General features: G+C 57.6%; 29 protein-coding genes. 14 read left to right on the top strand and 15 right to left on the bottom strand.

Annotation, left to right across the window (positions count from 1 at the left end; translation table 11 throughout):
- Positions 1 to 46: 46 nt before the first annotated feature.
- The 15 genes from ACESMD_RS07110 to ACESMD_RS07040 all read right to left on the bottom strand — a co-directional run bounded on the left by ACESMD_RS07110 (position 47) and on the right by ACESMD_RS07040 (position 12,966).
- Positions 47 to 1,435 (bottom strand): hypothetical protein, encoded by a 1,389-nt coding sequence (locus ACESMD_RS07110; RefSeq protein WP_372611677.1) that lies wholly within the window; start codon positions 1,433 to 1,435, stop codon positions 47 to 49.
- Positions 1,436 to 1,543: 108 nt separating this feature from the next.
- Positions 1,544 to 2,005, bottom strand: coding sequence for a hypothetical protein (locus ACESMD_RS07105; RefSeq protein ID WP_372611675.1), 462 nt, complete (start codon positions 2,003 to 2,005; stop codon positions 1,544 to 1,546).
- Complete coding sequence (locus ACESMD_RS07100) at positions 1,995 to 2,291, bottom strand: hypothetical protein (RefSeq protein ID WP_372611673.1); 297 nt, start codon at positions 2,289 to 2,291, stop codon at positions 1,995 to 1,997. Before ACESMD_RS07100 ends, ACESMD_RS07105 begins: the two co-directional genes overlap by 11 nt.
- A 151-nt stretch (positions 2,292 to 2,442) precedes the next feature.
- Complete coding sequence (locus ACESMD_RS07095; RefSeq protein WP_372611703.1) at positions 2,443 to 2,586, bottom strand: hypothetical protein; 144 nt, start codon at positions 2,584 to 2,586, stop codon at positions 2,443 to 2,445.
- Between the two features lie 18 nt (positions 2,587 to 2,604).
- Positions 2,605 to 3,468 (bottom strand): hypothetical protein, encoded by an 864-nt coding sequence (locus ACESMD_RS07090; RefSeq protein ID WP_372611671.1) that lies wholly within the window; start codon positions 3,466 to 3,468, stop codon positions 2,605 to 2,607.
- A gap of 192 nt (positions 3,469 to 3,660) precedes the next feature.
- A complete protein-coding gene (locus tag ACESMD_RS07085) occupies positions 3,661 to 4,338 on the bottom strand; it encodes a hypothetical protein (protein WP_372611669.1) in 678 nt (225 codons plus the stop codon).
- A gap of 1 nt (position 4,339) precedes the next feature.
- A complete protein-coding gene (locus tag ACESMD_RS07080; protein WP_372611667.1) occupies positions 4,340 to 7,153 on the bottom strand; it encodes a hypothetical protein in 2,814 nt (937 codons plus the stop codon).
- A 239-nt stretch (positions 7,154 to 7,392) separates the two neighbouring features.
- A complete protein-coding gene (locus ACESMD_RS07075; RefSeq protein ID WP_372611665.1) occupies positions 7,393 to 7,566 on the bottom strand; it encodes a hypothetical protein in 174 nt (57 codons plus the stop codon).
- Complete coding sequence (locus ACESMD_RS07070) at positions 7,563 to 7,826, bottom strand: hypothetical protein (RefSeq protein ID WP_372611663.1); 264 nt, start codon at positions 7,824 to 7,826, stop codon at positions 7,563 to 7,565. Before ACESMD_RS07070 ends, ACESMD_RS07075 begins: the two co-directional genes overlap by 4 nt.
- Entirely contained in the window at positions 7,826 to 8,221 is a 396-nt protein-coding gene (locus ACESMD_RS07065; protein WP_372611661.1) for a hypothetical protein, read from the bottom strand. The genes ACESMD_RS07070 and ACESMD_RS07065 overlap by 1 nt, the downstream gene beginning before the upstream one ends.
- A gap of 137 nt (positions 8,222 to 8,358) precedes the next feature.
- Positions 8,359 to 8,559, bottom strand: a complete 201-nt coding sequence (locus tag ACESMD_RS07060) for a hypothetical protein (protein WP_372611659.1) — start codon at positions 8,557 to 8,559, stop codon at positions 8,359 to 8,361.
- A complete protein-coding gene (locus ACESMD_RS07055; protein ID WP_372611657.1) occupies positions 8,556 to 8,825 on the bottom strand; it encodes a hypothetical protein in 270 nt (89 codons plus the stop codon). The genes ACESMD_RS07060 and ACESMD_RS07055 overlap by 4 nt, the downstream gene beginning before the upstream one ends.
- A 535-nt stretch (positions 8,826 to 9,360) precedes the next feature.
- Positions 9,361 to 9,486 (bottom strand): hypothetical protein, encoded by a 126-nt coding sequence (locus ACESMD_RS07050; RefSeq protein WP_372611655.1) that lies wholly within the window; start codon positions 9,484 to 9,486, stop codon positions 9,361 to 9,363.
- A 104-nt stretch (positions 9,487 to 9,590) separates the two neighbouring features.
- Positions 9,591 to 10,640, bottom strand: coding sequence for a hypothetical protein (locus ACESMD_RS07045; RefSeq protein ID WP_372611653.1), 1,050 nt, complete (start codon positions 10,638 to 10,640; stop codon positions 9,591 to 9,593).
- A 1,873-nt stretch (positions 10,641 to 12,513) separates the two neighbouring features.
- Positions 12,514 to 12,966: a hypothetical protein gene (locus ACESMD_RS07040; RefSeq protein ID WP_372611651.1), complete on the bottom strand. Its 453-nt coding sequence runs from the start codon at positions 12,964 to 12,966 to the stop codon at positions 12,514 to 12,516.
- Between the two features lie 981 nt (positions 12,967 to 13,947).
- Here ACESMD_RS07040 and ACESMD_RS07035 point away from each other — a divergent pair.
- The 14 genes from ACESMD_RS07035 (at position 13,948) to ACESMD_RS06970 (ending at position 22,924) form a co-directional block, all read left to right on the top strand.
- Positions 13,948 to 14,817, top strand: coding sequence for a hypothetical protein (locus ACESMD_RS07035; protein ID WP_372611649.1), 870 nt, complete (start codon positions 13,948 to 13,950; stop codon positions 14,815 to 14,817).
- On the top strand, positions 14,807 to 15,064 hold the full coding sequence (locus ACESMD_RS07030) for a hypothetical protein (RefSeq protein WP_372611647.1): 258 nt from the start codon (positions 14,807 to 14,809) through the stop codon (positions 15,062 to 15,064). Before ACESMD_RS07035 ends, ACESMD_RS07030 begins: the two co-directional genes overlap by 11 nt.
- Complete coding sequence (locus tag ACESMD_RS07025) at positions 15,061 to 15,192, top strand: hypothetical protein (RefSeq protein ID WP_372611645.1); 132 nt, start codon at positions 15,061 to 15,063, stop codon at positions 15,190 to 15,192. The genes ACESMD_RS07030 and ACESMD_RS07025 overlap by 4 nt, the downstream gene beginning before the upstream one ends.
- Positions 15,185 to 15,442 carry a hypothetical protein gene (locus ACESMD_RS07020; protein ID WP_372611643.1) on the top strand — a complete coding sequence of 86 codons (258 nt, stop codon included), beginning with the start codon at positions 15,185 to 15,187 and terminating at the stop codon, positions 15,440 to 15,442. Before ACESMD_RS07025 ends, ACESMD_RS07020 begins: the two co-directional genes overlap by 8 nt.
- A gap of 30 nt (positions 15,443 to 15,472) precedes the next feature.
- Positions 15,473 to 15,688 (top strand): hypothetical protein, encoded by a 216-nt coding sequence (locus ACESMD_RS07015; RefSeq protein WP_372611641.1) that lies wholly within the window; start codon positions 15,473 to 15,475, stop codon positions 15,686 to 15,688.
- Between the two features lies 1 nt (position 15,689).
- The gene (locus ACESMD_RS07010) at positions 15,690 to 17,504 is read left to right on the top strand and encodes a terminase large subunit domain-containing protein (RefSeq protein WP_372611640.1); all 1,815 of its coding nucleotides are present in this window, start codon (positions 15,690 to 15,692) and stop codon (positions 17,502 to 17,504) included.
- A gap of 2 nt (positions 17,505 to 17,506) precedes the next feature.
- A complete protein-coding gene (locus tag ACESMD_RS07005) occupies positions 17,507 to 19,015 on the top strand; it encodes a hypothetical protein (RefSeq protein WP_372611639.1) in 1,509 nt (502 codons plus the stop codon).
- Between the two features lie 4 nt (positions 19,016 to 19,019).
- Positions 19,020 to 19,283: a hypothetical protein gene (locus tag ACESMD_RS07000; RefSeq protein WP_372611637.1), complete on the top strand. Its 264-nt coding sequence runs from the start codon at positions 19,020 to 19,022 to the stop codon at positions 19,281 to 19,283.
- Between the two features lies 1 nt (position 19,284).
- A complete protein-coding gene (locus tag ACESMD_RS06995; protein WP_372611635.1) occupies positions 19,285 to 20,019 on the top strand; it encodes a hypothetical protein in 735 nt (244 codons plus the stop codon).
- Between the two features lie 13 nt (positions 20,020 to 20,032).
- On the top strand, positions 20,033 to 20,515 hold the full coding sequence (locus tag ACESMD_RS06990) for a hypothetical protein (protein ID WP_372611633.1): 483 nt from the start codon (positions 20,033 to 20,035) through the stop codon (positions 20,513 to 20,515).
- Between the two features lie 9 nt (positions 20,516 to 20,524).
- Complete coding sequence (locus ACESMD_RS06985; protein WP_372611631.1) at positions 20,525 to 21,055, top strand: hypothetical protein; 531 nt, start codon at positions 20,525 to 20,527, stop codon at positions 21,053 to 21,055.
- Positions 21,056 to 21,137: 82 nt separating this feature from the next.
- Entirely contained in the window at positions 21,138 to 22,076 is a 939-nt protein-coding gene (locus ACESMD_RS06980) for a hypothetical protein (protein WP_372611629.1), read from the top strand.
- A 13-nt stretch (positions 22,077 to 22,089) separates the two neighbouring features.
- Complete coding sequence (locus ACESMD_RS06975; protein WP_372611627.1) at positions 22,090 to 22,569, top strand: hypothetical protein; 480 nt, start codon at positions 22,090 to 22,092, stop codon at positions 22,567 to 22,569.
- Positions 22,559 to 22,924, top strand: coding sequence for a hypothetical protein (locus ACESMD_RS06970; protein ID WP_372611625.1), 366 nt, complete (start codon positions 22,559 to 22,561; stop codon positions 22,922 to 22,924). Before ACESMD_RS06975 ends, ACESMD_RS06970 begins: the two co-directional genes overlap by 11 nt.
- The last annotated feature ends 12 nt before the right edge of the window (positions 22,925 to 22,936 follow it).

The following is a 22,936-nucleotide window of genomic DNA, read 5'->3' as shown; positions in this document are numbered from 1 at the left end:
CCGAGCGCGACTGTGAAGTCGCCGAACTCGCGCCATAGATGCTCGTTCACTGGTCGTCAGCCTCCGTCTCGCCGCCAGCACCCACGAGCATCGACTGAAGCTCCTCCTGCTTCGTCTGGAACTCGTCGCGCTGGTCGGAGATGGACTGCCGGAACGTCTCTACCTTCGTTGCGAAGGCCATCTCATCGAGTTCACCTTCGCCCTTCGCCGCGCGGCGCTTCTGTTCGGCGCGCTGCTGGGCGTTGTTCTCGGCGACGGTCACGGCCTGCGCTGGGTTCATCAGCAGGTCGTTGCTGACCTGCACCAGTTCGTTGTTGCGGCTGGTGTTCTCGCCACCGCGGTAGTGGTGCGTAAGGGCGTAGGTTGCCCCGCTGTGGACTTCCCACATCGTCGGGAGGAATTGGTTGTCTGCTCGGGAACGAACGTGACTGGACGCCTCTCGGGCCAGATACGTGGGGAATCCTGCGCTCTCGTAGAACGCGAGCAGGTCGTCGGAGTGACCCATCACTTCACTGAACTCCATGCCGAGGTAGTCGAGTTCAATCTGGTTGGCCTGCTCGATGAGGCCCGCCAGCCGGTCGGTCATCAGTTCCATCTCGGCGAGAATGCTGTCCCACCAGTCGCGCACTTCGCTTGTGTCGCCGACGTGGCGGCGCGTCTTTTCCTCCGTGATGGAGCGGATGGAGTTCGAACACCACGTGTCCTGTGCGAATCCTTCGGCGTACATTGCCGTACCACCGAAGAAGTCGTAGCCCGTTCGAATGCCGAGCAGGATGTGGCCGCCGATACCACCGTCAGCGACGGCATCACCGTCGTTCTGCTGCCGTCCCATTGCGTCGGGATTATCGATGCGGAAGCAGTCGAACAGCAGTTCCATGTGGACTTCACCGCCGCCTTTGTACTTCCGAATCTCACCGAACACGGCATCTCCGAGGTCTTCGTCGCGGAGTGCTTGTTCGAGCGGTTCGTAGAAGTCCAGCGGCGGAACCACAGTGTAGTCGTTCGATGGAACGTGCCACAGTGGGTCGTAGAACTGGTTGTTGTCGTCGCGTCGGTACTCACCCTGCACCCACTTCGTGAGCTTGTCGGGTGAAACTACGGACTGTCGGCGGTCGGTGCTGACGAAGACGCTACCGTCGTGCGTTTCGTGCAGGCTAATGCCATCCGGTGCGTCGTCGTTGATTGCCGCCACGTCGATGTTCTCGGCGACCTGCTCGGGGACTTCCCACGCATTCCCTGTGGACTCGGCGCGTTCGAGGTCACGGAGTGCGGTTGCGAGACTCGTTTCGGGCATCTCGTCGGGATAGAACCCGCCCTGCCGAGAGTGGTCACCAGAGGCAGCTTCCTGCGCTTTGTCTGAAAGCTGTACGTTGTTGTGCGTTGTCAGACCGGCGAACTGTACTACGTCGTCGGGGGTCGTGCTTCGGTTGCTCATAGTTGTGTCCCGCTCGTTGTTTTAGGACGCGGCGGGCTTACGTCCAGTGAACGCCGGGGTCATGAACCCCGCGAAGGCGTTACCTTACGTTCGGAACTTTTTTGCCGATTATGCGACCAGCCCTCCGTGTGGATTCTGTTGCGACCACTTGATGTAGTCGGGGTATTGGTGTTCAAGTGGCCCGTACCGCAGTTTCTTCTGGTTGAAGGCTTCGATAGTGTCGATTTCTGCCTTCGTCCAGCGGTAGCTATCGAGCGCCTTCTGTCGGTCGCGCAGATACGGCCACGCTGTTATGGCGATGCGGTAGCCGGCTTCGTGGAACCCAGCGAGGAGCCAGTATTCTACGCCATCGCCACGCGTCCAGTTGAATGCCGCACAGCCATCCTCGTTCACTCGGAGCGCCCCACAGGTGAATGTGCGGGCGATGACTTCACCAGAGAGGAACCGTTCTGGGTCTTTCATCCGCTGGCGAAAGTGCGTCGTGATGTGGTATTTCTCCGGCTGATGCGGGTAGTCACTGAGGGAGAAATCTTTCCCGCGCTGAATGTCGAGTTCGATTTCAGGGTTCACGGGGAATCACCGTGGTGTCGGGGTCTAGCATCGCCCGCTCGATGAGGAACCGCACGCCAATGTTTTCGGCCATCACTTCGTCCATCATGGCGTCGTTCTGGTCTCCCGTCCCCATCCCCAGTGTGACGCCTTCGACGGCGTTGGTTCGGGGCCAATCGTCGCCCTCGAACTTGATTTCTGCCCGTTTTGGGACGCTATCGAGGTTCGTGTGCTCCGAAGTCGTCGGGTCGAAATCGAGGTTGGTGAGATACTGTTCCACTTCTGAAGTTCGCTTTGTTTCGGTCATGTTGTGTCCCGCTATCGGCGCGGGAACGCACCGCCGGGGAGTCGAACCCCGGTTGCTCCAACGGTGCGGCCCCATCGAGTCCCAACCCGATGAGGCGGAGGTGCCCTCTCCAGCAAAGAATTAACTCACGATGCCTTAACTGTTACGCCGACTACAGCTTGGTGAAGTCTTCTGTTTTCGGTCCCTTATCAGCGAACACCACGTTGAAGGCCACTTCGTCACCTTCTGCGATGTCATCGAAGTCCGCTTCTCCCATGTGGAAGAACACCTCTCGGTCTACTGTGTCGGAGTCGATGAAGCCGCATCCCCCGGTTCAGTTGTAGAAGGACACAAAGCCTTCGTGGTCGTAGTCGTCGCCGGCCTCATCGGATTCCGACTCTTCCGAGATTGCCTCTACGATGATTTCACGGAGTTCAGCGATGTCGTCGCGGGTTTCCCCGGCGATTGGTGCGCCGTTTGCAGCACTCTTGATGTCCATCCACAGATTGTAGAACTCATCGAACTCGTCGCTGTTGTCGAGAATGTACTCGCCCTCTTCCTCGCTGATGGAAGACTCCGCGAAGATTTGTGGGTTCGTGACCTCTTCACTCGGCTCGGACTCCAGCACGAGGTTGCGGCGCGTCTGGCAGTAGCTCATGAGGGAGTCCGGGTCCAGCCCCAACACTGCATCGAAGTCTTCGTGCTCAAACACTGGCTGTGAGAGGTAGCCGAAGAAGTCGATGAGCATGGAGAGTTCGTTAACCCCGCAGTGACAGTACGGGCAGAACTCCATCTCTTCTACGAACTGGTCGGTTACGCCGAAGCCGGGGTCATTGCTCGCATACTCTTCGCGAATGTCGTGCTTGTGGTCTTGGTGCGTGTGGCCCAGCCCACAGATGTTGCACTCGAAGCGGGTTACTTGACTCTCTGAGATACCTTTCTTCGCTGCTGTCAGCACGTCAGCGAGACCGGGGTTCAGGTCTTTCACCTGATTGATAGCCGAGTCTAACTGCTCGGTATCGATGCCTGCATCTGCCGTGTGGCTGCCAAGCGACCAGCGACCGGCGCTGCTTTCGTACTTCTCGACCGGCTCTGGCTCTGGCGATTTGGACCGCTCATAGAGTCCACCGAGGAAGCTCGTGGCGCTTTCATTCTCGTTCTCGTTACCGCTGTCGTTGTCGTTGTTATCTCCAAACATAGGTCGTTGTCCCGCCGTCATTTGGGCAGAGCGCCCGGCGAGTGGCGCAAAACGTAGTCGGGGAGTCGAACCCCGAACCGGGCCTATCCCGCTACGTCACTCGAAGGCATTCACCGCGCATTAATTCTATGGAACTCGCTTCGTCTGTTTCGATGAGTTCGTAAGTAGAGGAAGCGCCCACCACAGTTGTGCTCATTGGTTTGGTGCCGCGGTGATGGCCCACATTGCCCGAGCAATGAAGTCCATCTCGGTGTCTGAGAGCCGATACTCCACGCCGTCGAGTTCAAAGTGCCGCTTCGCATCTTGTTGTGATTGCCACGTCGATAAATTCACGTGGTATGCCATTACGGACTGTCCATCGCCGATGATATTGCCCGAGCGAGTCTTCGACTCGGTGTTCGGATGGTAGAACTCACCATCCCATGTCAACAGCAGATGGTCGTTGATGAACCAGCCGCCGTCTTGCCTTTCAGCGTGCCCGTCAAAGGGCGGGAACTCGATGAGGCGGGAGAACAGCCGCTCCCGCACGTCGCTGTTTCGCAGCCGGTCGTAGAGTTCGGTGAGAGCCTGCTGTATGTCGTCGTTTTCGTGGCCCTTCATCAGCGCATCAACGAGTTCGGCCTTTTGGTGCGCTTCGAGGTGCAGCGGTTCGAACTCGCCAAGTTCGAGTGTGAATGTTCTGGCGTTTTCGCCAGGAATCAGCCGAACTTTCGGCTTCACTTCGTAGATTTCACTGCCGCTTCTGAGCACCCCCCACAGATTACGCTCCATGATGAGGCGGTTCATCGGCGATTTCGAAATCATATCGACGCTTCCATCATCGTACTTCACGAGATAGTTCGCGTCGTTTTCATCGACTATATCGACCATCTTACTTGTCTCCTGTTTTGATGTGGTTCATAGGCCATTCTGAATCCTCGTTCCACGTCCGGTCATCCATCGTCGCAACGAGGTTGCGGATGGATGTGTTGTCCAGTTGCATCGGGTCAAGCCCGATGTCGTGCATCCCCATTAGGACGCTGCCGGTGAAGTCGTCTGCTCGATTGCGGTTGAACAACCCGTAGACTTCACTGTCGTTGTCCCATTTCGGAGTATCCGCCTTCAACTTATACTCGTCCATGTCGCCATCGAGCGATTCCCAATCGATGTGGTCAACCCACTCCATTCGAGCGTGGTACCTGAACTTCAGCCCGATGATGTCGCTCCTTCGTGGGTAATCCTGAGCGAACGCATACGCGGCCTGCTCCAGCGTCTTCGCATCTGCCACACAGAACAACGGCTCGGTGCGAAGCGAGTTGCCATCATCGTCCGTGTTCCAGTAAGGCTGCTCGTTCATGTCTTCGGCGAGCAGTGCACGAAGTGAATCGTTCTCCTCGCTCAAGAGCAACTTGTGTTCCTTCTTGGTGGCGTAAGCGATGATGACGTGCCTGTCGTCCATCTCGATGAGGTCTTTCACCTTCATGCCGCCCTCTTCGGTGGCGATGACTGTGTTTTCAGCCCGCGAGATGAACTCGTCTTTGGTCATCACTCGTGGGTTGTCCTTCATCACCTCGTACTCCTGTGAAGTGACCGACGTGATTGCGGCCCACCGCTGAAGCCCGTAGTTGTCGCTTACGTTGTGTTCTCCGCCGCGGGGGAACACAACCAGCGTGCTTTTCCCGTTGAGCCTGCCTTCATCGAGCTTTTCAAGCGTCTCATCGACCGTTACCTTCCTATCGATGGTGGTGTTGCGGTTGTTCAACCGCAGCGAGAGCTTCCGGTCACCGATAGCATCAACCACTTCGTCGCCGGCCTCATCGGATGGCGACACGTCCCGTTTGTGCGCATTGTGAATGTGCTCCGGTACGTCGAAGTCGTGGTCGTCGCTCTGCTTCATCGGCACGTCGTTGAGCAGCTTGAAGCCGAAGTTCTCTTGGTACGGACCATACTCGCTGGTCTTCTTCGCAGCGATAATGCCTGCGGTATCGTGCGTGTTGAAGACGACTTTTGCGCGGTCTTCGTTGATGGTGCAGCCAACGTAGACGTTTTCACGTGGGATGTCAGCCAGAATGTCCCCGAGGCGCTTATTTTCACGGGAACCTTTGTTTCGCGGGTTGTGGCATACCCGACTCGCGTAGCTCACTTCATCGAACATCTCGTAAACGCGCTCTGCGGTTTCGTCGTCCCAATCTGCGAACTCGTCTCTGTCGTTTACGAAGTCCGTGAAGTTCACCATTCGAACGAAGACCTTCCAATCGTCCGGGTTGTTGCGAATGGCTTCTGCTGGGTGGTCAACCGCAGTTATTTCGTTCGTAAACTCGGTGACGAGGGCGAGTTCAGCAGACTTCACTTCCTGCGAGACGTACTCGAAGAACGCTTCCTGTTCGTCGTCCTTCTGAAGCCTGTCGCGGTCTGCCGTTGGCTCTGGAAGTACGATGTCGTCTTCGTGAAGGCCACCGTTTTGCTCAACCGGAGTGCGGTACTTCCCGCGGTTTGGTCCCGAGATAATGCGACCCTGTTCGTCGTGAATCTGGATGGCAACGTTCCAGAAACTATTCACGCTCGCTTTTGTGTTTCGGCTGATAGGCATTGACACCAGCCATGTGTCATCTCGGGTATCGTTGTACGAGAGCCGCCCAACCTTCACGTCTGGTCCGGTGACTGCCGTGAACTCGCCGGGACGGTCGATGGCAACTGGTGGTTCACCGAACGAGTCGATGAACTTCACGCCGCCGTACTCTTCCTCGCGGATTTTGGTTCCGTTTTCGTGCTCGGTGTAAGCGACCGGCACCTTCAGTTTTGCCGCATACTTTTTCACCCAGCCGTGAAGGTCGCTCATACTGACGCCGCCCTTCTCCGGTGTAAGCACCGGAATCTCGAAGCGCGTTCCCTGAAAGTCGTCGGAAACGTCGCCGGGAAGCGGGTTGAAGCCACCGAGATAGGCGCAGACTCGAATGCCTTCGTAGTCGTAATCCTCTGCATCAGGGCGGCACGTCTTTGTCGTCAAGTCCATGTCGCCCTTTTTCCCGGCGAGAGGGACGAAGGTGAGTGCCCCCATCCCCCACTTGCCGCCGGTATCGCCCTCGATACCAGAGCCGGAGCGACCCGTGAAGTTGTACGCTTCATCGAGTTCTTTGAACGTCATGCCGATGCCGTTGTCTTCCCACACGATTTCTCGCTCATCGTGGTACACGTCCACCTCGATGGTTGGGTCATAGCCAATGTCGCGGGCTGCATCGATGACCGTTTCAATCTTTCGCGGGAGCGTTATCTTCGTGAGGTCATCATCGGCGATGTCGTACTCCGCGAGGATTCGCTGGCGGTCTGGCGTGTTGTTGACTTCGGTGATGGTCTCGTCGTTCTCTGCGTCGTACCACACCGTTCGGTTAAGGAACTGCGAACCGTACTCGGGGTGCTGTGAGAGCAGCAGCCGAGCTTTGCGAATGCACGCCGTTTCGGAGTTCTGCAAGAACTCCCGTGCGAATGCTGAATCCTCATCGTAAATCTGTTCGGCGAGGATTTCGTTCAGCCAGTCGTTGTCCACTTGGCGCTTTCTCGCATCGGTGGAGCCAGTCGCTTGTGCGACAGGGTGCGTTTCATCGACTACCGTGAAGTCCTTCGTGTCTGTTTCGCCCGAAGCGGCGCTTACGATGTCGTTGTTCTGGTAGGTGTGCACTTCTGCATCATTACTCTCCTTCTTCTGCATTTCTTTTGTCTCTGAATCCATAGGTGTGTCCCGCTATTATAGCGGGAAAGAACCGCCGGGGAATCGAACCCCGGTTACACCAGTCGGTTTGTCGTGCTCATTCGAGCGCTCTTATGGGCATTACGCGATGCTCGTCCAATGGAACGACGGTGTTGTGCCGTATTTCCACCTTCTGCTGAAGCACATGGCGACCGTTTCCGTTGTATCCATCGAAGATACCCACCGATTCCCATCTTTGTTCACTCACCGTATAGCTCCTCAGCCGCAGAATCGATGAGGTCGCTCATCTCACTCATGTTTTCTTCGAGTTCATCCCATTGGTCGGCTGGGAGGGTGTGTCGCAGTTTTCTGAACTGCTCAAGATGGTCGTTCCACTTTGCCGTGAAGTCGTCTTTGCCCTTTGCTCTCGTCATCGCTCGTTTTCCTCCATGAATACCAACGCTTGCTCTTCGACTTCAGTTCGGTCGTTGCTGTCGTGAATCACGTCGATAACCCGATGGTCATCCACGAAATTTTCGGGCAGCGTTACCGCACTGTAATCGGTTTGGTGGCCTGTTCCGAACTCGATGGACACAATGAGGCCATCTCGCGGTCGTTGAAATGCTTGCTTCTGTTGCGTGAACTCCGTGTTCAGTTCGTGCCAGCCGTCGGGAATGTCGTTTGGTTGAATCATTAGTAGGTCAGGACGAACTCTTCTACGTCGTCCATCGGTTCGAGTTCCGTGTTGTATCGCTTCATTGGTGTCGTCTCGGATTTGACCACGTGAAGCCAGTAGTCGCCGCCGTCAATCTCAGCGCGTTCGCTCCGGCGAAGCTGTTTGAGCACTCGATTGTGGAACGACGCGCCGCTTTTTCGCCATGCTTGCTCGGCATAGCTATCTTGCTTTCGTGCTTCTGAGTCGCCCTTCGAATCCTGGATTTCGTAGGCGAAATACTGCTCGTAGTACGTGAACTTGATGATGTGGTCCCACAGTTCGATGCGGTCTTCGCGGTTCTTCACGCCGTACTCTTTCGCGAGAATCTGCTGAATAGCAAGTTCATGTGCGAAGTCTTTCGGGTGGTCGTACATTCTCTATTTCGCACTGCTTAGTTCACTCCGGACTACCTCGGAGCCCAGCCACTCGGGGAGGCCGCCCGCTTCGCGCCGCAACTTCCACTGGTAGGTGTCGTTTTTGTAGCTGTGAAACGGGTGCTCTGGAATATCGCTCATAGTTCCTCCGGGGGAAGGTCGGTCAGCATGTAGCCGTCGCCGTTTTTCCACACGTTCGATTCATCGACTTCGAACTGCTCGCCGCCATCGGTAACGATGGTGCAGCGGGGGCCGTGGTCTACGAGTTCACCGAGAACGACGCCTTCCCACGGGATTTGCGCAAGCACTTCATCGCCGCGCTGCATTGCTGCGCTCATTGGGCTGCACCTCCGTACAGCGCCTCTTTGTTCTCAAGCCATGTAAGCAGGCTCATGAAGTCCGGAGACTTCATTCGCCCGCCAAGTGGAACTCCCTCGCGGCTCACTTCGATGCTGTCTAACTCCGTTCGGTTCACCATGAAACCGCGCCATCTTACGCACACGAACGTGCCATCCAGCAGTCCCGCTAAGAGGCCGATTTCTTGCTGCTTCGTTGGGTTCATGATGCTCTGTACTTTGCTCTCTTCGTTGTTTTCGTTCGTCATTGGTTGTGTCCCTTCAAAGGGGGCTGAACGTAGCAGACTGAAGGGTAGCCTGCCGTCATTGCCCAGTGTTCGCTTCGTGTTTCAGACCGTTTCGCCGGCCTTCAGTCGCTCTCGGTTACTCCGAGTGTCCTTCGCTCCATCAGTGTACTTCCCACTGCTTAGATGCCGTGGTTCGAACCCGTCTTCCCAGTCGGTACGGCGGGCAGCCTCATCGGGTTCCGACTCGTCCTTAGTGCTGTGGTTGTCCCTCGTAGGGTGGTACTGCTCTACCTTACCGTATCTTCGGGCATTGTAATTCGCGGTTACAGCGCGAAGTCCTGGGTCGGTTACGTCTTTGAACTGCGAACGGTGGTTCCAGTCGTTTTCTTCGCTCATCGCCACGAAGTCCCTGAAATGTCTTTGCTCTCAATTTCCGCGCATTGCATCTCGTAGTCGGTTGCTCTGTCTCGCTCTCGTACTTCTTTCCACAGCTGTTTTTCCTCGTCCGATACCTGCCTCGTCACTTCGTGCGTGTCGCTCTGCGAGGTGCGGCGGTTCACTTCCCGTCGTTGCCCTCGCTCTCTATCTTCGCGCCGTACTTCGTGCTTTCGCGCCGCTCTTCGCGCTTCTTGTCTTCGACCTGCTTCAGTACGTCCTGCACTTGGGCCTTAAAATCACTCATGGTTTCATGCGTATTTATGCCGGGCGGTCGCCACCGCATTGCTTTCGCCGGTCATGAACCGATGAGGCCGTTAGCCTACGAAAGCGGGAACCGTGGTTCGCAGCTTAGAGGTTGCGAACCTGTTCGATGGCTTCGCCTGCGTCCATGCCGCCGTCGATGAGGCGGTTAACCAGCGCCGCCTTCTCCTCGCCGCTCTCTGGGGCTGCTTCAGCCTCTTCGCTTTCCTGCGAACCCTCGTTCTTCGCGAGCTTGTTGCGGCGGCTTCGCAGCGCCTTTAGCGCCTGCTTTCGCCCGCCTTCGTAGCTCTCGTTCTGCTGCTCGGCGGTGATGTAGGCTTCAGCCTCTTCGACCGTGTGAATCTCGGTCACCATGTCGCGAACTTCGCCGACCGTAAGCTCCGTAATGCCGGCTTCGGGGCCAAGCTCTACGCTCTCCTCCTCTTCGCCGAAGAATGCGTTCGCCGTTTCCGCGCCTTCGGCGGGTGCTTCGCTCTCTTCCTCTTCGACCGGGGCAACGCCCGACTCTTCGGGAAGCTCTTCAAGCTGCTCCAGAGCAGCCCCAAGCTGCGCTTCGCTGCTAACGAAGCACGGCATCACTTCGCCGCCGAGAACGGGCAGGAGAACGGGCAGGCCGTTGCCAAGCTCTGCCGTAGAGCCTTCGGGCCACGTCTCGTCGCCGTCGTCGTCGGTTGCCTTCCCTTCCTGCGCTTCGAGGGTCGAGAGAATGCCGCCGTCGATGGCCTCCGTCTCGATGGTGGGAAGCTCGGAGCCAAAGGCTCCCGCGTACCAATCTTCGCTCCCGAAGCCGATGGCGACGTTGCCCTCTGCCTCTCGCTGTCGCTGGCCGAGGTCACCCTTCACTTCGTGAAGGGCCTTCACGTAGCGAAGCTGGGGGGACATCTCTCGCTCTGAAAGGCCGCTCCAGTTCGTGTCCATTGCCGGGTGCGCCTTCAGGAAGGCCGAAGCAACCGCCTTCAGGTGACCGATGCCGATGTAGAAGTCGCTCGTTTCGTTCGCAACGATGCTTCGCACGTTGCTGCTGTCGTCGGTGGATGCTGTCTGGCTCATGGTTTCGTTGTCGTTTTCGCTCGCAAAGAAGTCGTTTGCCGCGCTATCGTTGTCGCCGCTGTAATCTTTGTTGTATCGGGTCGTCATGGGGTTTAAGCCTCGCTGTGGTGGGGGACCGTTTCGCCTGCTTCGTGCAGTTCGAGCGCTTCCTGTACCTCTTTCGCTTCCTTTCGTGTCATTCGGTTGTCGTATCCCATAGTCTCTTTGCACTCTTTAACGGGAGCGCAAACCGTTGCCGGGGGAACGAGGGGCTTCCCTCGCTCCCTAACCGGCGGCGTTAATCGCCTGTCGGTTGCAGAGCATCATCGCCGTAAGCCCTCCGGACTCCCTGCCTCCTTCACGCCATCTTAAGTGGGTCGTGAAGACTCTCCGGGTCGGTTTGGCGCATAATTCTCGCGCCGTTTGGGCCGTTTCGCCGTTTGAAAGCGCAACTGGCTCCGGGGCTAACTGCTTTTAAGCAGGACTCCTCCGGCCTTCTTAACGCTGTGTTGCTCGCTCCACCGTCATTACTGGACTCTCCTCTCGGAGCCATTGTAGCGGCTTCGACGCGTCAATTTCCGCGGCGGTTGGCCGCACTCTTAATGAGTGCTTTCGCTCTGGGTAACATCTCGTGACCTTTGCCCCACTGCCCCGTAAGGGGCGCAGGATTCACGTCGGTCGGTTAACGCGTTCTTTGCTTTTCGACCCGATGAGGGCCGCCAAGAACGCGAGCCTTCGTAGCTTCATCAGAACACACTTCGCGGTCAAACTTCGCGTGTTCCTCGCCTGCCTCGGTTGCTACCCAGCCAATTACTGCCTCTCCTCCCTTTGCGGGTTTCAAGTACGTTCGTTGGTGGGGCCGATAGTCTCCCATTAGGGAGCGAATTTATCTCCGAATCCAGACCGGCTACTGCCTCATTAAGAGGGTTCACGATTTTCGCTGGGGGAGCGCTCCTGCTTCCACATTCGCGCGTTCCCCATAAGGGGTTCGCGCTTCGGGATAGCCCGAAGGCCGCGACGGGGCGTGCTTAAGATACACAGGGTTTTGGGGCGAATTAACGCGAGACACTTTAAGTCTTTCGCGCATTTAGGTATTCGACGCTTGGTGTTCCGCCAAGCGACCCACTTTGGCCCCCCTTACCCGAGACTGCCTTCGCGCGGTTAATCTTCGCGCGAAGCCCTTATCGGAACCGAGGGGGCTACCATTTGCGCTCGTTTAATGCGAGCGTTCGTAGCGTACCTCACCGCAGCGACCCAGAGGGCCTTTCGCGTAATGCGTGTGTGCGGTGATGTCGATGTCCCGCCGGACCAAGCCGAGTCAGGCAGCGTGCCGGCTGCCCGCGGGAGCGACGTATCAACAGACCCACCGGGGGATAATAAAGCTACCGATGGTCCGAAAGTCGCCGCCCTCTTGCGGTTTTCGACGGAATCATGTGGTGTGGTAGCATGGTTTTGACAGAGTGGTATCACCGGAGTATAAATCAGCAGTTTGAGAGTGATGAGAAGCTGAAAACGACAGTCTCCAGCCTCCTACTGTCGGAATCCTCAAATCAGGGAAATCCGACGAAAAGTGGATTCTGAGGGTAGCAGGCTCCTACCGTCCGATTTCGGCAGTCTCAGCGGTTTTGAGATACCCCGTTGACTCGGTGGTATCACTGGGTGGTATCGACCTTTCTGGCCCCCTTCGCGCGAGAGCGAAATGGAGCGAATCGGCGGCGGCTGCCTCATCGGATTCCTGCCGCGAAAGCCGTTTCAAGCGTCGAAACGCGAAGCCTTCGCGGGGCCTTTCGCGGGGCCTTCCCCCGAGCCATTTGCCCCTTACGGGGCCTTACGGCCCCCGATTCGCGCGATTTCCCGATTGGCGGGGCTGAAGCACGCCAATCGACGCGCGAAGTCCCTTAGCGCGCGCTATGGCGCGCGAAGGCGCGCGCTATGCGAGGCTCGCAAAAAAGGCCGCCCGCCCGCTTTCGCGCTTTCGCGCTTAATTAAGCGCGTCGGGGTGGATTTCGCGCTTTCCGGCCTTCTCGTGTTTCACACAAAACGTCGTGTTGAAGCCCTGACGGCCGTAATCGCAGCGTTCCCCGTTCGCTTTTTTCGCGGGGCAGCGCCCTTTCGCGTGCCTGTGCTCTTTCGTGCCCTCGCAAATTTTGTTCACCGTCTCGTCGTCTGCCATTTCGCGCAGATTCGCCCGCTCTTCGTCGGTCAAGTCGAACCAGCTTCCCTCGTGCGATTTTTCGCTCGTGCCTGCCTTCGCGAGCGAGGCTTTTTGCTCTTCAGTCTTCTTAGGCTTCGCGCCTTTTTCGGCCACGCCTTCGTGCGTAATTTCGTGCGAACCGAAAACTGGGTGCTCGACATTAATTCGCACGTGCGAAGGGGAGACACCGAGCGATTCTGCGATTTGGTTAACGGCCTGTGCCACGTCGTCGGCTGCCATGTCGTTTGACATTGCGATTCAAGAGATGCACCGCTTTGACTTATATCTGTCGATGGTTGAAATCGCAAGACGGCGGCGGGGCGACCACGTAGCGAGGGTCGCATAAGTCACCGCGCACGGGCACGGCTTGCGCGCGAAACGCACAGGCGTAGCGCGAGAGCGGAGCGAGGCTGGCGGCAGCCTCATCGGGTGTATTCTCCAGAGTTGAGGCTTGAGAGTGGAGAATCGCGATTTCACTGCGGGCCAGCCAGAGAGAGCGAAATGCCCCAGAGAAGGGCCAGAGAGGCAAGATTCCCCCCGAACTTCACCACTTCATGCGAAACCCGATATTGGCATGTCCATACCGGGCGACTTCACCAAGCCCTGAAACCCCCGATTTCGGGGGGCAGAGGGTGGGGGGTCCCCCCTGCTGCCAAGGCGCGCCTACCGCGCGCATTATGCGCATGCCGCGCGGGTTGGCACACGGGCGGGCGGGCGCGCGCAGTGTTAGTTAGTAAGTTGCACCGCGACGTGAACCCCGAAATCGCCTGATTTTCGGCCTTTTTGGTGAAACCGGGGTGAACACCCGAAATACACGACTTCAGGGCAAAAACCCCCCGGTATGCGCGCTAAATGAAGTCCGAAAATTTCTGTGAGTGATTTTTCGAGCAATTTTGCCGGTGAGCGCGCGCGAGAGGAAAATCGAGGGCAAATCGGCGCATTTTCGACCTGAAGCGCCCGATTTCACCCCCTGAATTTCGCCGATACGGGGTTGAGTATATGAATACCCCCCATCCCTATATATACCCGCTACCTTTCATAGGAGTACACCGACTCCCCCGAGGTAGTAACCGAGGGTGGTAACACACGAGCAGTATGATTCCTACACGGTAGTCTCCAACGCGTAGTGGTAGCGCGCAGTCAGTGCACCCACGGCGCGTTGGGGCGGCGGCCTCATCGGATTACGGCACGCGTCTGTACTGACGCGTAACTACAACACTAATGTCGTCCACAGAACTCACGGGTATAACCGCCGAGGAAATCCCCGAGCTACGCGAACAGCACGAAGGCGGTAAAACGCACTCTCGTCACGGCATCGAGTTCGAGACGATGTTCTGTTTGGACAAAATCGGGAAGCAACCCGATGACTACGACGGCCCGCAGCGTTACTGCACGCAGCGTGTCTCGAAGTACACGCCAGAGGAGTGGGCGGAGAAGTACGACGACGAGTACGACGCCTACGACGAGCGCGTCTACACGCCGACGTGCCGCTATCACTTCCGCGACAGAGGATTACACTCTGAAGGAAGACCCGAAAACCTGCTCGAACCCGGATTAGCGAGGATTACACACGGAATGTACGCAGAAGATTGGCGGCTGGCCGAGGATTTCTCCGAAGCCGACGCACAGATGTTCAACTACGTGATGTCGTGGGCGGACATCTACGGATGGCCTGAGAAGGAGGAAGACCCCGCCCGCTACGACCTGCTTGAGCAGTTCGCCTACGACCGGGTTCGCTCACTTCGCTCGGAGGAGTACTTCGAGCACGTGAAGGAGGAGAACGAAGCTGAGGGCAACGCCGGTAGCTCTGAGATTGAGTACCGTGAAGTTCACGACGACGATGGTGTTGTCGTGGGCGAGTTCCCCGTTCCATCCACCCTCACCGAAGACCTTCGCCTGCTCCGCAAGGACTTGCGGGACCAGATGAAGGAACTGAACCTCACGCCGAAGTCTCGCGGTGAGATGGACGCGCTGGAGTCACAAGCAAACGTTCACGATGCGGTCGGCGAGATGGTGCAGGAGGCCCTGTCTGGAGACACGGAGTACGACCCCGAGCAGTTCTCCGATGAGGCCGACGACGATGCAACTTGAATCTTTTTCGAGCGGATACTGGCTCGCGGGCGGTGTCACGGTAGACACGCACGAGGGCGAGTACGCGTTGATGGATGAAACCCTCTACGACAGCTTAGTTCAGACCATCGGCGACCCGCTCGTCGGCCACATCGACGGCCTTCACTACGAGTTCATCCCGACGAGGAATGTTCTCACGGACAGGGTTGCGGTTCCGGCGCGGAATCACAGCACTGACCGGGAATTGCTGCTGCTACTCGCAAAATGAAAGACCTCACACCAGAACCGGACGACGAAGAGACTGAATCTGAGTTCTCCATCACCGACGACGGAAAACTGAAGAAAAACCCTGACGCAGAATCGCAGGACATCGAGGAGATGAACTTCGATGGTTGACACTGAACTCAGCTTCAGCGTAACCGACATGGATGTCTTCGATGAAGCAGTTGGCATGGCCTACGTTCTTGGCTTGAGCCAAGGCATGCTCGTGGACGACTGCTGCGAGACCTGTTCGTGCGGCAGAGACATCGAACAATTCGAGACGGACATTCCGGCTTCGCTCGGAAAGGAAATTCTCGAAGACGACGACTACGTTTATCGGCTGGAGTTCACGCCCCAGCACGTCGTGGCGGATGTCTGTCGCTGAGGCGGGCCGCCTCATCGGAGGTCTGCGCGTATGATTGACGACCGCGACGGCCTCACGCCTGTTCGTCTTTCGACCGCAGAAGCCGGAGATGTAGCACCGCTGCCTACGGATGGCGGAGGCATTAACATCATCGAAGTGACCGATGTTGATGACGAACCTGCGGGCCTCCTCATCGAGTGGAAGTCCGAGAACGATTCTTGCTGGATGTGGGCTGAAGTCGGCTCATACGGAGACCTCATAGATTAACATGGATGGATTAGGAGACCTCGCTGAACGCTTCGCTGAACACGGAGCTGACATCGAGGATGCTGAAGCGATTCTCGAACGGTGGACAGGCCACCCGGAGAAAATCGCAGAAGACATCTTCCGTGTGCGCTCACAGGAGACACACAAGATAGAGCCGCTTCGGCTGTTCTATCCATACCAGCCGAAGCTGATGCACGCCTACTTCTACGGCGATTCACGGCTGACTAACGTCTACAAGGGCCGACGTATCGGCGTTTCGTTCATTTTCTGCGTGTGTATCGCAATTGACGCGCTCGCACACGGCGGGACCAACTACGCTATCGTTTCACGGACGAAAGCACAGTCTGAGGCCCGAATTTCGGACATCGCGGACCTTCTGAGCGAATCAAAGCTCGGTTTCACCGACCTCGACGCCGATTTACCGACGAACAACAACGGTGAACTGGAGTTCCCGAATGGGGCGAATATCAAAGCCTTCACGGGGGAACCAGACGGTGCGCGTGGTTTTGACTCCGCGAAAGTCGTTTTCGTGGACGAAATGGCCTTCTTGGACGACCAGAAGGCGACAATGCGGGCTTTCATGCCGTTCATCAACCTCGGAGACGCGCAAATGCTCCAAGTGAGCACTCCGCGTGTTGCGAACGACACATTCCTCCAAACCCACCGGAACGGGACTGAACAGGGCAAAGACGGCGTTATTTCGATAAAACAGCCCTCGTTCAAGAATCCAGAGGAAATCGACCCTACGAAGTCGCTTTTCGACCAAGATGCGGTCCCTGTGCGTCCAGACATGAACGTGCAGGCCGTCGAGGTCGAACGGGCGCAAGACCCGCAAGGTTTTGCACAGGAGTACCTGTGCCAGCCTGTTTCCGACGAATACCGATTCTTGTCGAAACAGAAGGTTGGAGACGCTATGAGGCGCGGCGCTGCGATGCCCGAGAACTACGAACTCGGCACATCGAACGGTGGCCGGCCAACGGGTCAGAAACACTACTGGCACCCAGCAACGCACGCTCGCTGCGGCGGCATGATGTCAATGGGCGTTGACATCGGCACAGACGGCGCTGACGACACTGCTATCACAGTCTTCGAGCACGTGGGCGAGGAGCGGTACCTTCGCTTCCACACGCTCCTCGACCGTTCTGACCTGCGTGCGCTCGATGTCTACCCCGAAGACACGGCCAACCCCGAGTCGGTGGCGAACTACGTCTACCGGCTGGCGGAGAACATGGGCGTGGACAAAGTGTTCATCGACATGACTGGTCCCGGCAAGGGGTTCCAGAAGTCGATTCAACAGCGACTCGGGAATCGAGCGCAGGGCTTCAACTTCTCGGACAAAAAGGAGTTGGAGCGCATGTGGGGCGACCTGAACTACGGGTTCCACAAGAATCTCGTCCATCTGGTCCCCGACGAAGACTTATTCGACCAGTTGTGCGCAATCGTGAAGCAGCAGTCGTACAAGGACCAAACGCCACGTTTCAGCGGCAAAGACCAAGCCGAGGATGGAAAAGACGACCTCGCAATGGCGACTGTTCTTGGTGCATATCCGCCTCACTTCGACGCAAATCGTTCAACAGAGGCACATGCACGCGAGAACGTCTCGGGCGAGTCGTATTCCGATGAGGCCGGCCCACAGAAGTCCGAAGGCGAGAAAGGCACACGTGAACTTCGTGTGCAGAACTCCCAGCGGCGTAGTTACGGCGACGATGTTCAGACCCCCGGTGGCGTAGTTCGACTCGCAGGGGGAACCTCGAAGCGCAGTCAGACACGCTACCAGAACCGTCATAACCGCAGCAATAGCCGTCGGCGCTACTAATCATGGAAAACCAAGGCAAATTCGTTTCCCCCTCTGAAGAAGAACAAGAACTCGGCTTCTATACCGATTCACCGAAGGGGGTCATCAAGAACGTACAGAACGCGGGCGCTGGCGCTGATAACTCGGTTGCGGCACCGCAGCGTGAAATTCAGCGACACCGCGAAATAGCATACGCCGACCCTCACGTCAAAGAGGCGGTGTGGACGCTCGTGGACTGGATTGCTGGAGACGGCTTCAACATCAGTCCGCAGTCGTTCGAAGATGCGCTCCAAGACGGCACGGGTGAAATCGCCGCGCTCGCCAGCGGCGGTGGACAGTTAGGTGAAACTGCGACACCGGAGTACCAGAAATCGGTTTCCGCGAAACTCGAAATGCTGATGAAGGCTTCGCCGTTCTGGCGAGTGTTCATCAACTGGATTTACTACGCCATCGTGGACGGTCACGCGTTCATGGAACTCATCGTGGAAGACGGGCGCTTCGAACCGCGTCTGCTTCCATCAGACCGCATGAAGCGGGAAACCGATGAGTTCGGGCGAGTCATCAAATACATCCTCGAAGCGCCGGGTGGCGGCGAAGACGACCCGGAGTACGAGCCGCACGAAGTCGCGGAACTCTACTTCCAGAAGGAACCAACCGAAGACTTCGGACGGTCCTTCATCGAGTCGATTGCTGAGGCTGCGAACATCCTTCGCGACCTCGAAATCGACTACGCTCGCTTCATTGCGACGAAAGCGTACCCGCCGATTCTCTGGCAGCTTGGGACGGAGGAAGACAAGTGGACGCCCACCCAGATTGACAACTGGCTGGAAACCCTCGATGCGATTGAGCCGGATTCGATGCTCGCAGCGGGCCATGACGTAGACTTCGACACCGTTGGTGTCACGTCTACTTCGTCCACTGCGGGCGCGATGCGACTCGAAGACACCTTCCTCCACTTCCAAGACCGCATCATCACCGGTCTTGGCGTCCCGGCGCTGCTCATGAACATGGAGGGCGGCGGCGGTAGTCAGGGTGAAGCTGTCGCGACGATGCCTTCATTCAAGCGTCGTATCCGCAGGCTTCAGACCATCGTGAAGACGGAGGTCGAAGAGCAGATTCTCCGCTCCCTGATGTTCAATTCGCTCGAAGTGGGCGAAGCACAGGGCATCATCCCGACGTTCGAGTTCGGCGAATACTCTGCGGCAGAAGAGCGGCTTGAAGCAGACGTTGCCATCAACCTGATGAACAACATGCTGCTCACGCCTGACGCAGCCGCGAGACGCGCAGGAATCGACCCAGACTCCGAGCTACCGGACATCTGGGACAACGTAAGCGGCGAGGAACAAATGGCTCTCCTGCAAGCTCTGGCCGGCTCAGGGGACAACATACAGAACCCGGACGGTGGCTCACCGACCGATACGGGTGGGGGTGCGGAGTCATCAGGTGGTGAAGTCACATCACGGCAAGACACAGGCGCAGATTCAAGCAATGGACGAAACAGGAAGTCAGTAACCGAGGATGAGAACGCCTGATGACATGAACGACCAAGAGCGCGGAAAACTGGACGAAATTCATTCTGATGTTCGTCAAACGCGCACTCGCATCGAAGTCATCGATGAGAGAACGCGGAGTATGAACTCCCGCATGAACACAATGGAGGAGGACATCAAGCTTAACTCAAACGACATCGACAAGCTTGAGGATACGGCCTCACGAAACTCCACGATTCTCGGGGGTTTCTTAACGGGCGCTTCAGCACTCTTACTGTGGATTTCAGACAAGCTGACAAAATTCGTGTAACATGACAGAAGAACTTGAACTGGACGCTGAACTGGACTTCGCTGCCTCTGCCGTGGACCCGGATGACAAGTCGCTCGACTTTGATTCCGATGAGTTCGTAGAGCAGGCTGGCACCGGATTCAACGAGTATGGCGTTCGGGAAAACTACGGTGAAGACGGCGACCTCGAATCAGTCGATGTCGTCTACGGTGCGATGGAACCCGGTCCACCTGACAGGCGGAACGGTGTCCGCATCCGAAAGAAGTTCCTCCGGCGCGTAGCCGGCAAGAACTATCGGCAGGAACCACCGCATCTACTGGACCACAGGGCCAAAGAGACGTTCGCCAACATGGGGACCGTCAAAACGGTCTGGTTCAGTGAACAGGCAGAAAAATTGGCGCTGATGGTTCGGGTACCGAACACGGGTGGGCCGACCCACTCGGAAGCCATCGCGCGCTATACCTACGAGCCGCCAGCCATTCGGAATGGCTCGGTCGGACTCGGACAGAACTACAAAGCCGTCCGCAACGACGACGGCGAACCCGAACTCGTGGACGGTAAGCTCCGCGAGTTCTCCGCCGTGAATTTCCCCGGCGGCTACGACGGTGGAGGGGTTGCCGCGGCGTTCGCCGAGGCAGCCACCTCCGCAGTCGGCGAGTTCGATGACGAGGCGAACGCGGACAATGCCTCAGAGAACTTGGCGACGGACAGCGAAACCGACGAGTTCTCGGTGACCACCGAGACACTCACCTTCTAACAACCCAACACACATGGACTTCAATCAGGTCAACTACGATGGCGACCTCGAAGGCCGCGATTCCGACGAACTCGTCGGTCTCGTGGAAGACTTCGAGAAGGCGCAGGAAGCAAACGTCGCCGAGTTCAACGACGCAAAGGAACAGATGCAGGAAATGCTGGGCGACGATGCAGACTTCGACGCCCTCTTCGGAGAGGTGCAGGACTTCGCTTCCGCGAAGTCGGAAATCATCTCCGAAATCACTGAGTTCGATTCGTTCGACGGTTCGCCCGTCAGCGAAGCCGACCTCAAGGACGCAGACTTCAACAAGGTTCGCGAGTACCACGTGTATTTCGCCAACCTCGACGCTGAGGCCGAAGAGGCCGATGCCAAGGAGGAGGAGAAGCCCGAGTTCAACGACATGGGCAAGCGTTCTCCCACTCACGACGACGACAAGGCGGACGAAGAGTTCGCGAAGCAGCACCTCAGCGGAATGCCCGGCTTCAACCCGCAGTAATACTTCACAATGGTAGACTGGAACATCGCAACTGGCGCAGAGGGGCCTATCAACCGGACGGGCCACCCGAACACTCAGGTTGTCGGCGAAGACGTGCAGGGCACGCTCGTCGGCTACCAAGACAACGGAGGCGTTGCTGAACTCGTGGAGGCAAACGCCGTGACGGGGGTTGCAGTCCCCGCTCTCGGCGTTCTCCTTCAGGAACAGGTCATCGACCTCGCGACCATCCCCACGGGTTCGTACCTCCAAGACCTCGAAGAGCAGCTTGTTCAGGAGAACAAGACGCTCAAAGACGACCGAGGTACCTTCGTGTTCAACGGCATCGAGATGGTCAACAACGACGACGACACCTCGTTCAACTACGGCGAGCCGGTGTATCTGGCAGAGGGAGGCGGCTTCACGCAGACGAAGCCCGCCGATGCCGGGGACATCGTGCAGTGTGTCGGCATGTGCATCCCGCCCAACGAGGATGCAGGCATCGGCACCGAGCAGGGTGACCGCATCCTGCTCGACGTTGACTGGGACTACACCACGGTATAAAGTCGCCGTAAAGACTTCAACATAGAGACTTAACTCATACATGGCACCTAACCCGCGACACCGCGTTACGACGAAGGACGGTGTGGACCTCGAAGACCTGCTCGAAAAGTCCCGCCGTCTCATCGACATCTACAACGAAGCAGAGCGACCTTTCCGCGACATGTTCGCAGAGGTCGTGGACCAGCAGACCTTCTACGACAACCCGAAGGACGCCGACGTGTACTTCGAGGAACTCGCAGAAGGCGAACACCCCCGCACCGTGGACCGCGATGCGGTGGACAATCAAATTTTCATCCGCGACAAGAAGTACGGTCGCTCTGTCGGGATGACGCAGGACTTCATCGAGAAGCACACCGAGGAGCGCGTCATGAAGAAGATTCGCACCATGCTCGAAGGTGCGGACAACACGATGCGCGAACTCATCATGTCTGCGCTGGAAGACGGCTACGCACAGGGCCAGCAGCTCTGGTACGACGTACCCGACTACGGCGAGTACAGCTTCTCGCAGACGCACAGCCACAAGTTCGAAGACACCGACGACCTCTTCGACAACGACGGCACCGACGACACGGCCTACGACGCCCACCAGCACATCGAGAACGCGAAGGACGAACTGACCCACCACGGGTTCAGCGGTCCCTTCGTGGCGCTCATCTCCAGCGGATTCAAGCGGAAAATCCGCAACGAAATCACGTGGGACGCGTCCTACCACATCCCGATGGCGACCGGGATGCGCTCGGCGGCGCTCGAAGACCTCGAACTGAACATCGACGGCGTGCGGCTGGTCGAGTCCCCGTGGATGACTGGCGACAAGTTCTGGGTCACGCAGGCGCAGAACGGCTCCCCGGTCAAAATCTACGAGGATTCGCCGGTCCACCTCCGGCGTGGCTCCGAGGGCGGCGGTCCCGTCTACTCGCCCGGCGACCTCGTGGGCGCAAACGCCTACGGGCGCTGGGGTGTGAAGAACGTGGACCCGCTCCGTGCAGTCCACGTGAACGCCACGAACATCACGCAGTCGTAGAGGTCGCTAACTGATGGCTTCCTCTGACGATGAGCTACTCGGTGAGGCCCGCATCCAAACCGGCTACTCCACCAGAACGCTGGACGACAGCGAATTTCTCGGGGTACTCAGCATCGCGAAGCGGCATATTCGGACTCGGAAAGCCATCGAGGAAGTCTGGTCCGAAGATGATTGGTACGCCAATCAGTATCGCGAGGAAGCCCTTTTTTGGTTCACCTGTCTGTTTTCGAAAGTCGCAACTGGCGAACTCGATTCACAGACGCTTCAAGTCGGTGCAGTAGACGCGAAATCTCTGCTCGCAAAGGAGAACGACGACGTGACGACGTGGTTCCGCAATGCGCGAACTGCGCTCAAGAGCGTTGAACCCGGCGAAAACACGGAATCCGGATTCGGCCACGGCATCGGTGGCGTGAGTCGAGAAGACCGTCTCTACGGCGATGAAGGCGACTACGGTATCCGTGGCTCATCGGAGGGCAACGCGGATGGGTTATAAATCACGGGCGGTTGTAGCCCAGGTTGAACGATTTGGTGAACTCGCGACACTCTACTCGCGGACTTCAGACGGGTCGGACGAGTTCAACAACACCGAGTGGACGTTCGACTCTGACCAGACGGTCTTGTGCTTTCGAACGTACCCGAACCGCAATACGGAAGTCCAGCAGAACGCAGGTGACCGCAATCGGGACAGTCCCGTGTTCCTGTTTCCGCTGGACGAGTACGAAGCTGTTTCTGACAGCGACCGAATCGGTTACCCGGACCAGAACGGCAACGAAACGCTGTATGAACTTCAGGCACCGACGCGGTACGCAACTCACGTAGAAATCTACGGCGAAGTCGTCACTAACTAAGCACTCATGGGA

Source organism: Halomonas sp. (assembly GCF_041689495.1).
Classification (GTDB): domain Bacteria; phylum Pseudomonadota; class Gammaproteobacteria; order Pseudomonadales; family Halomonadaceae; genus Halomonas.
The sequence above is the reverse complement of the archived record's forward strand: the minus strand, read 5'-3'. Positions and strand labels throughout refer to the sequence as shown.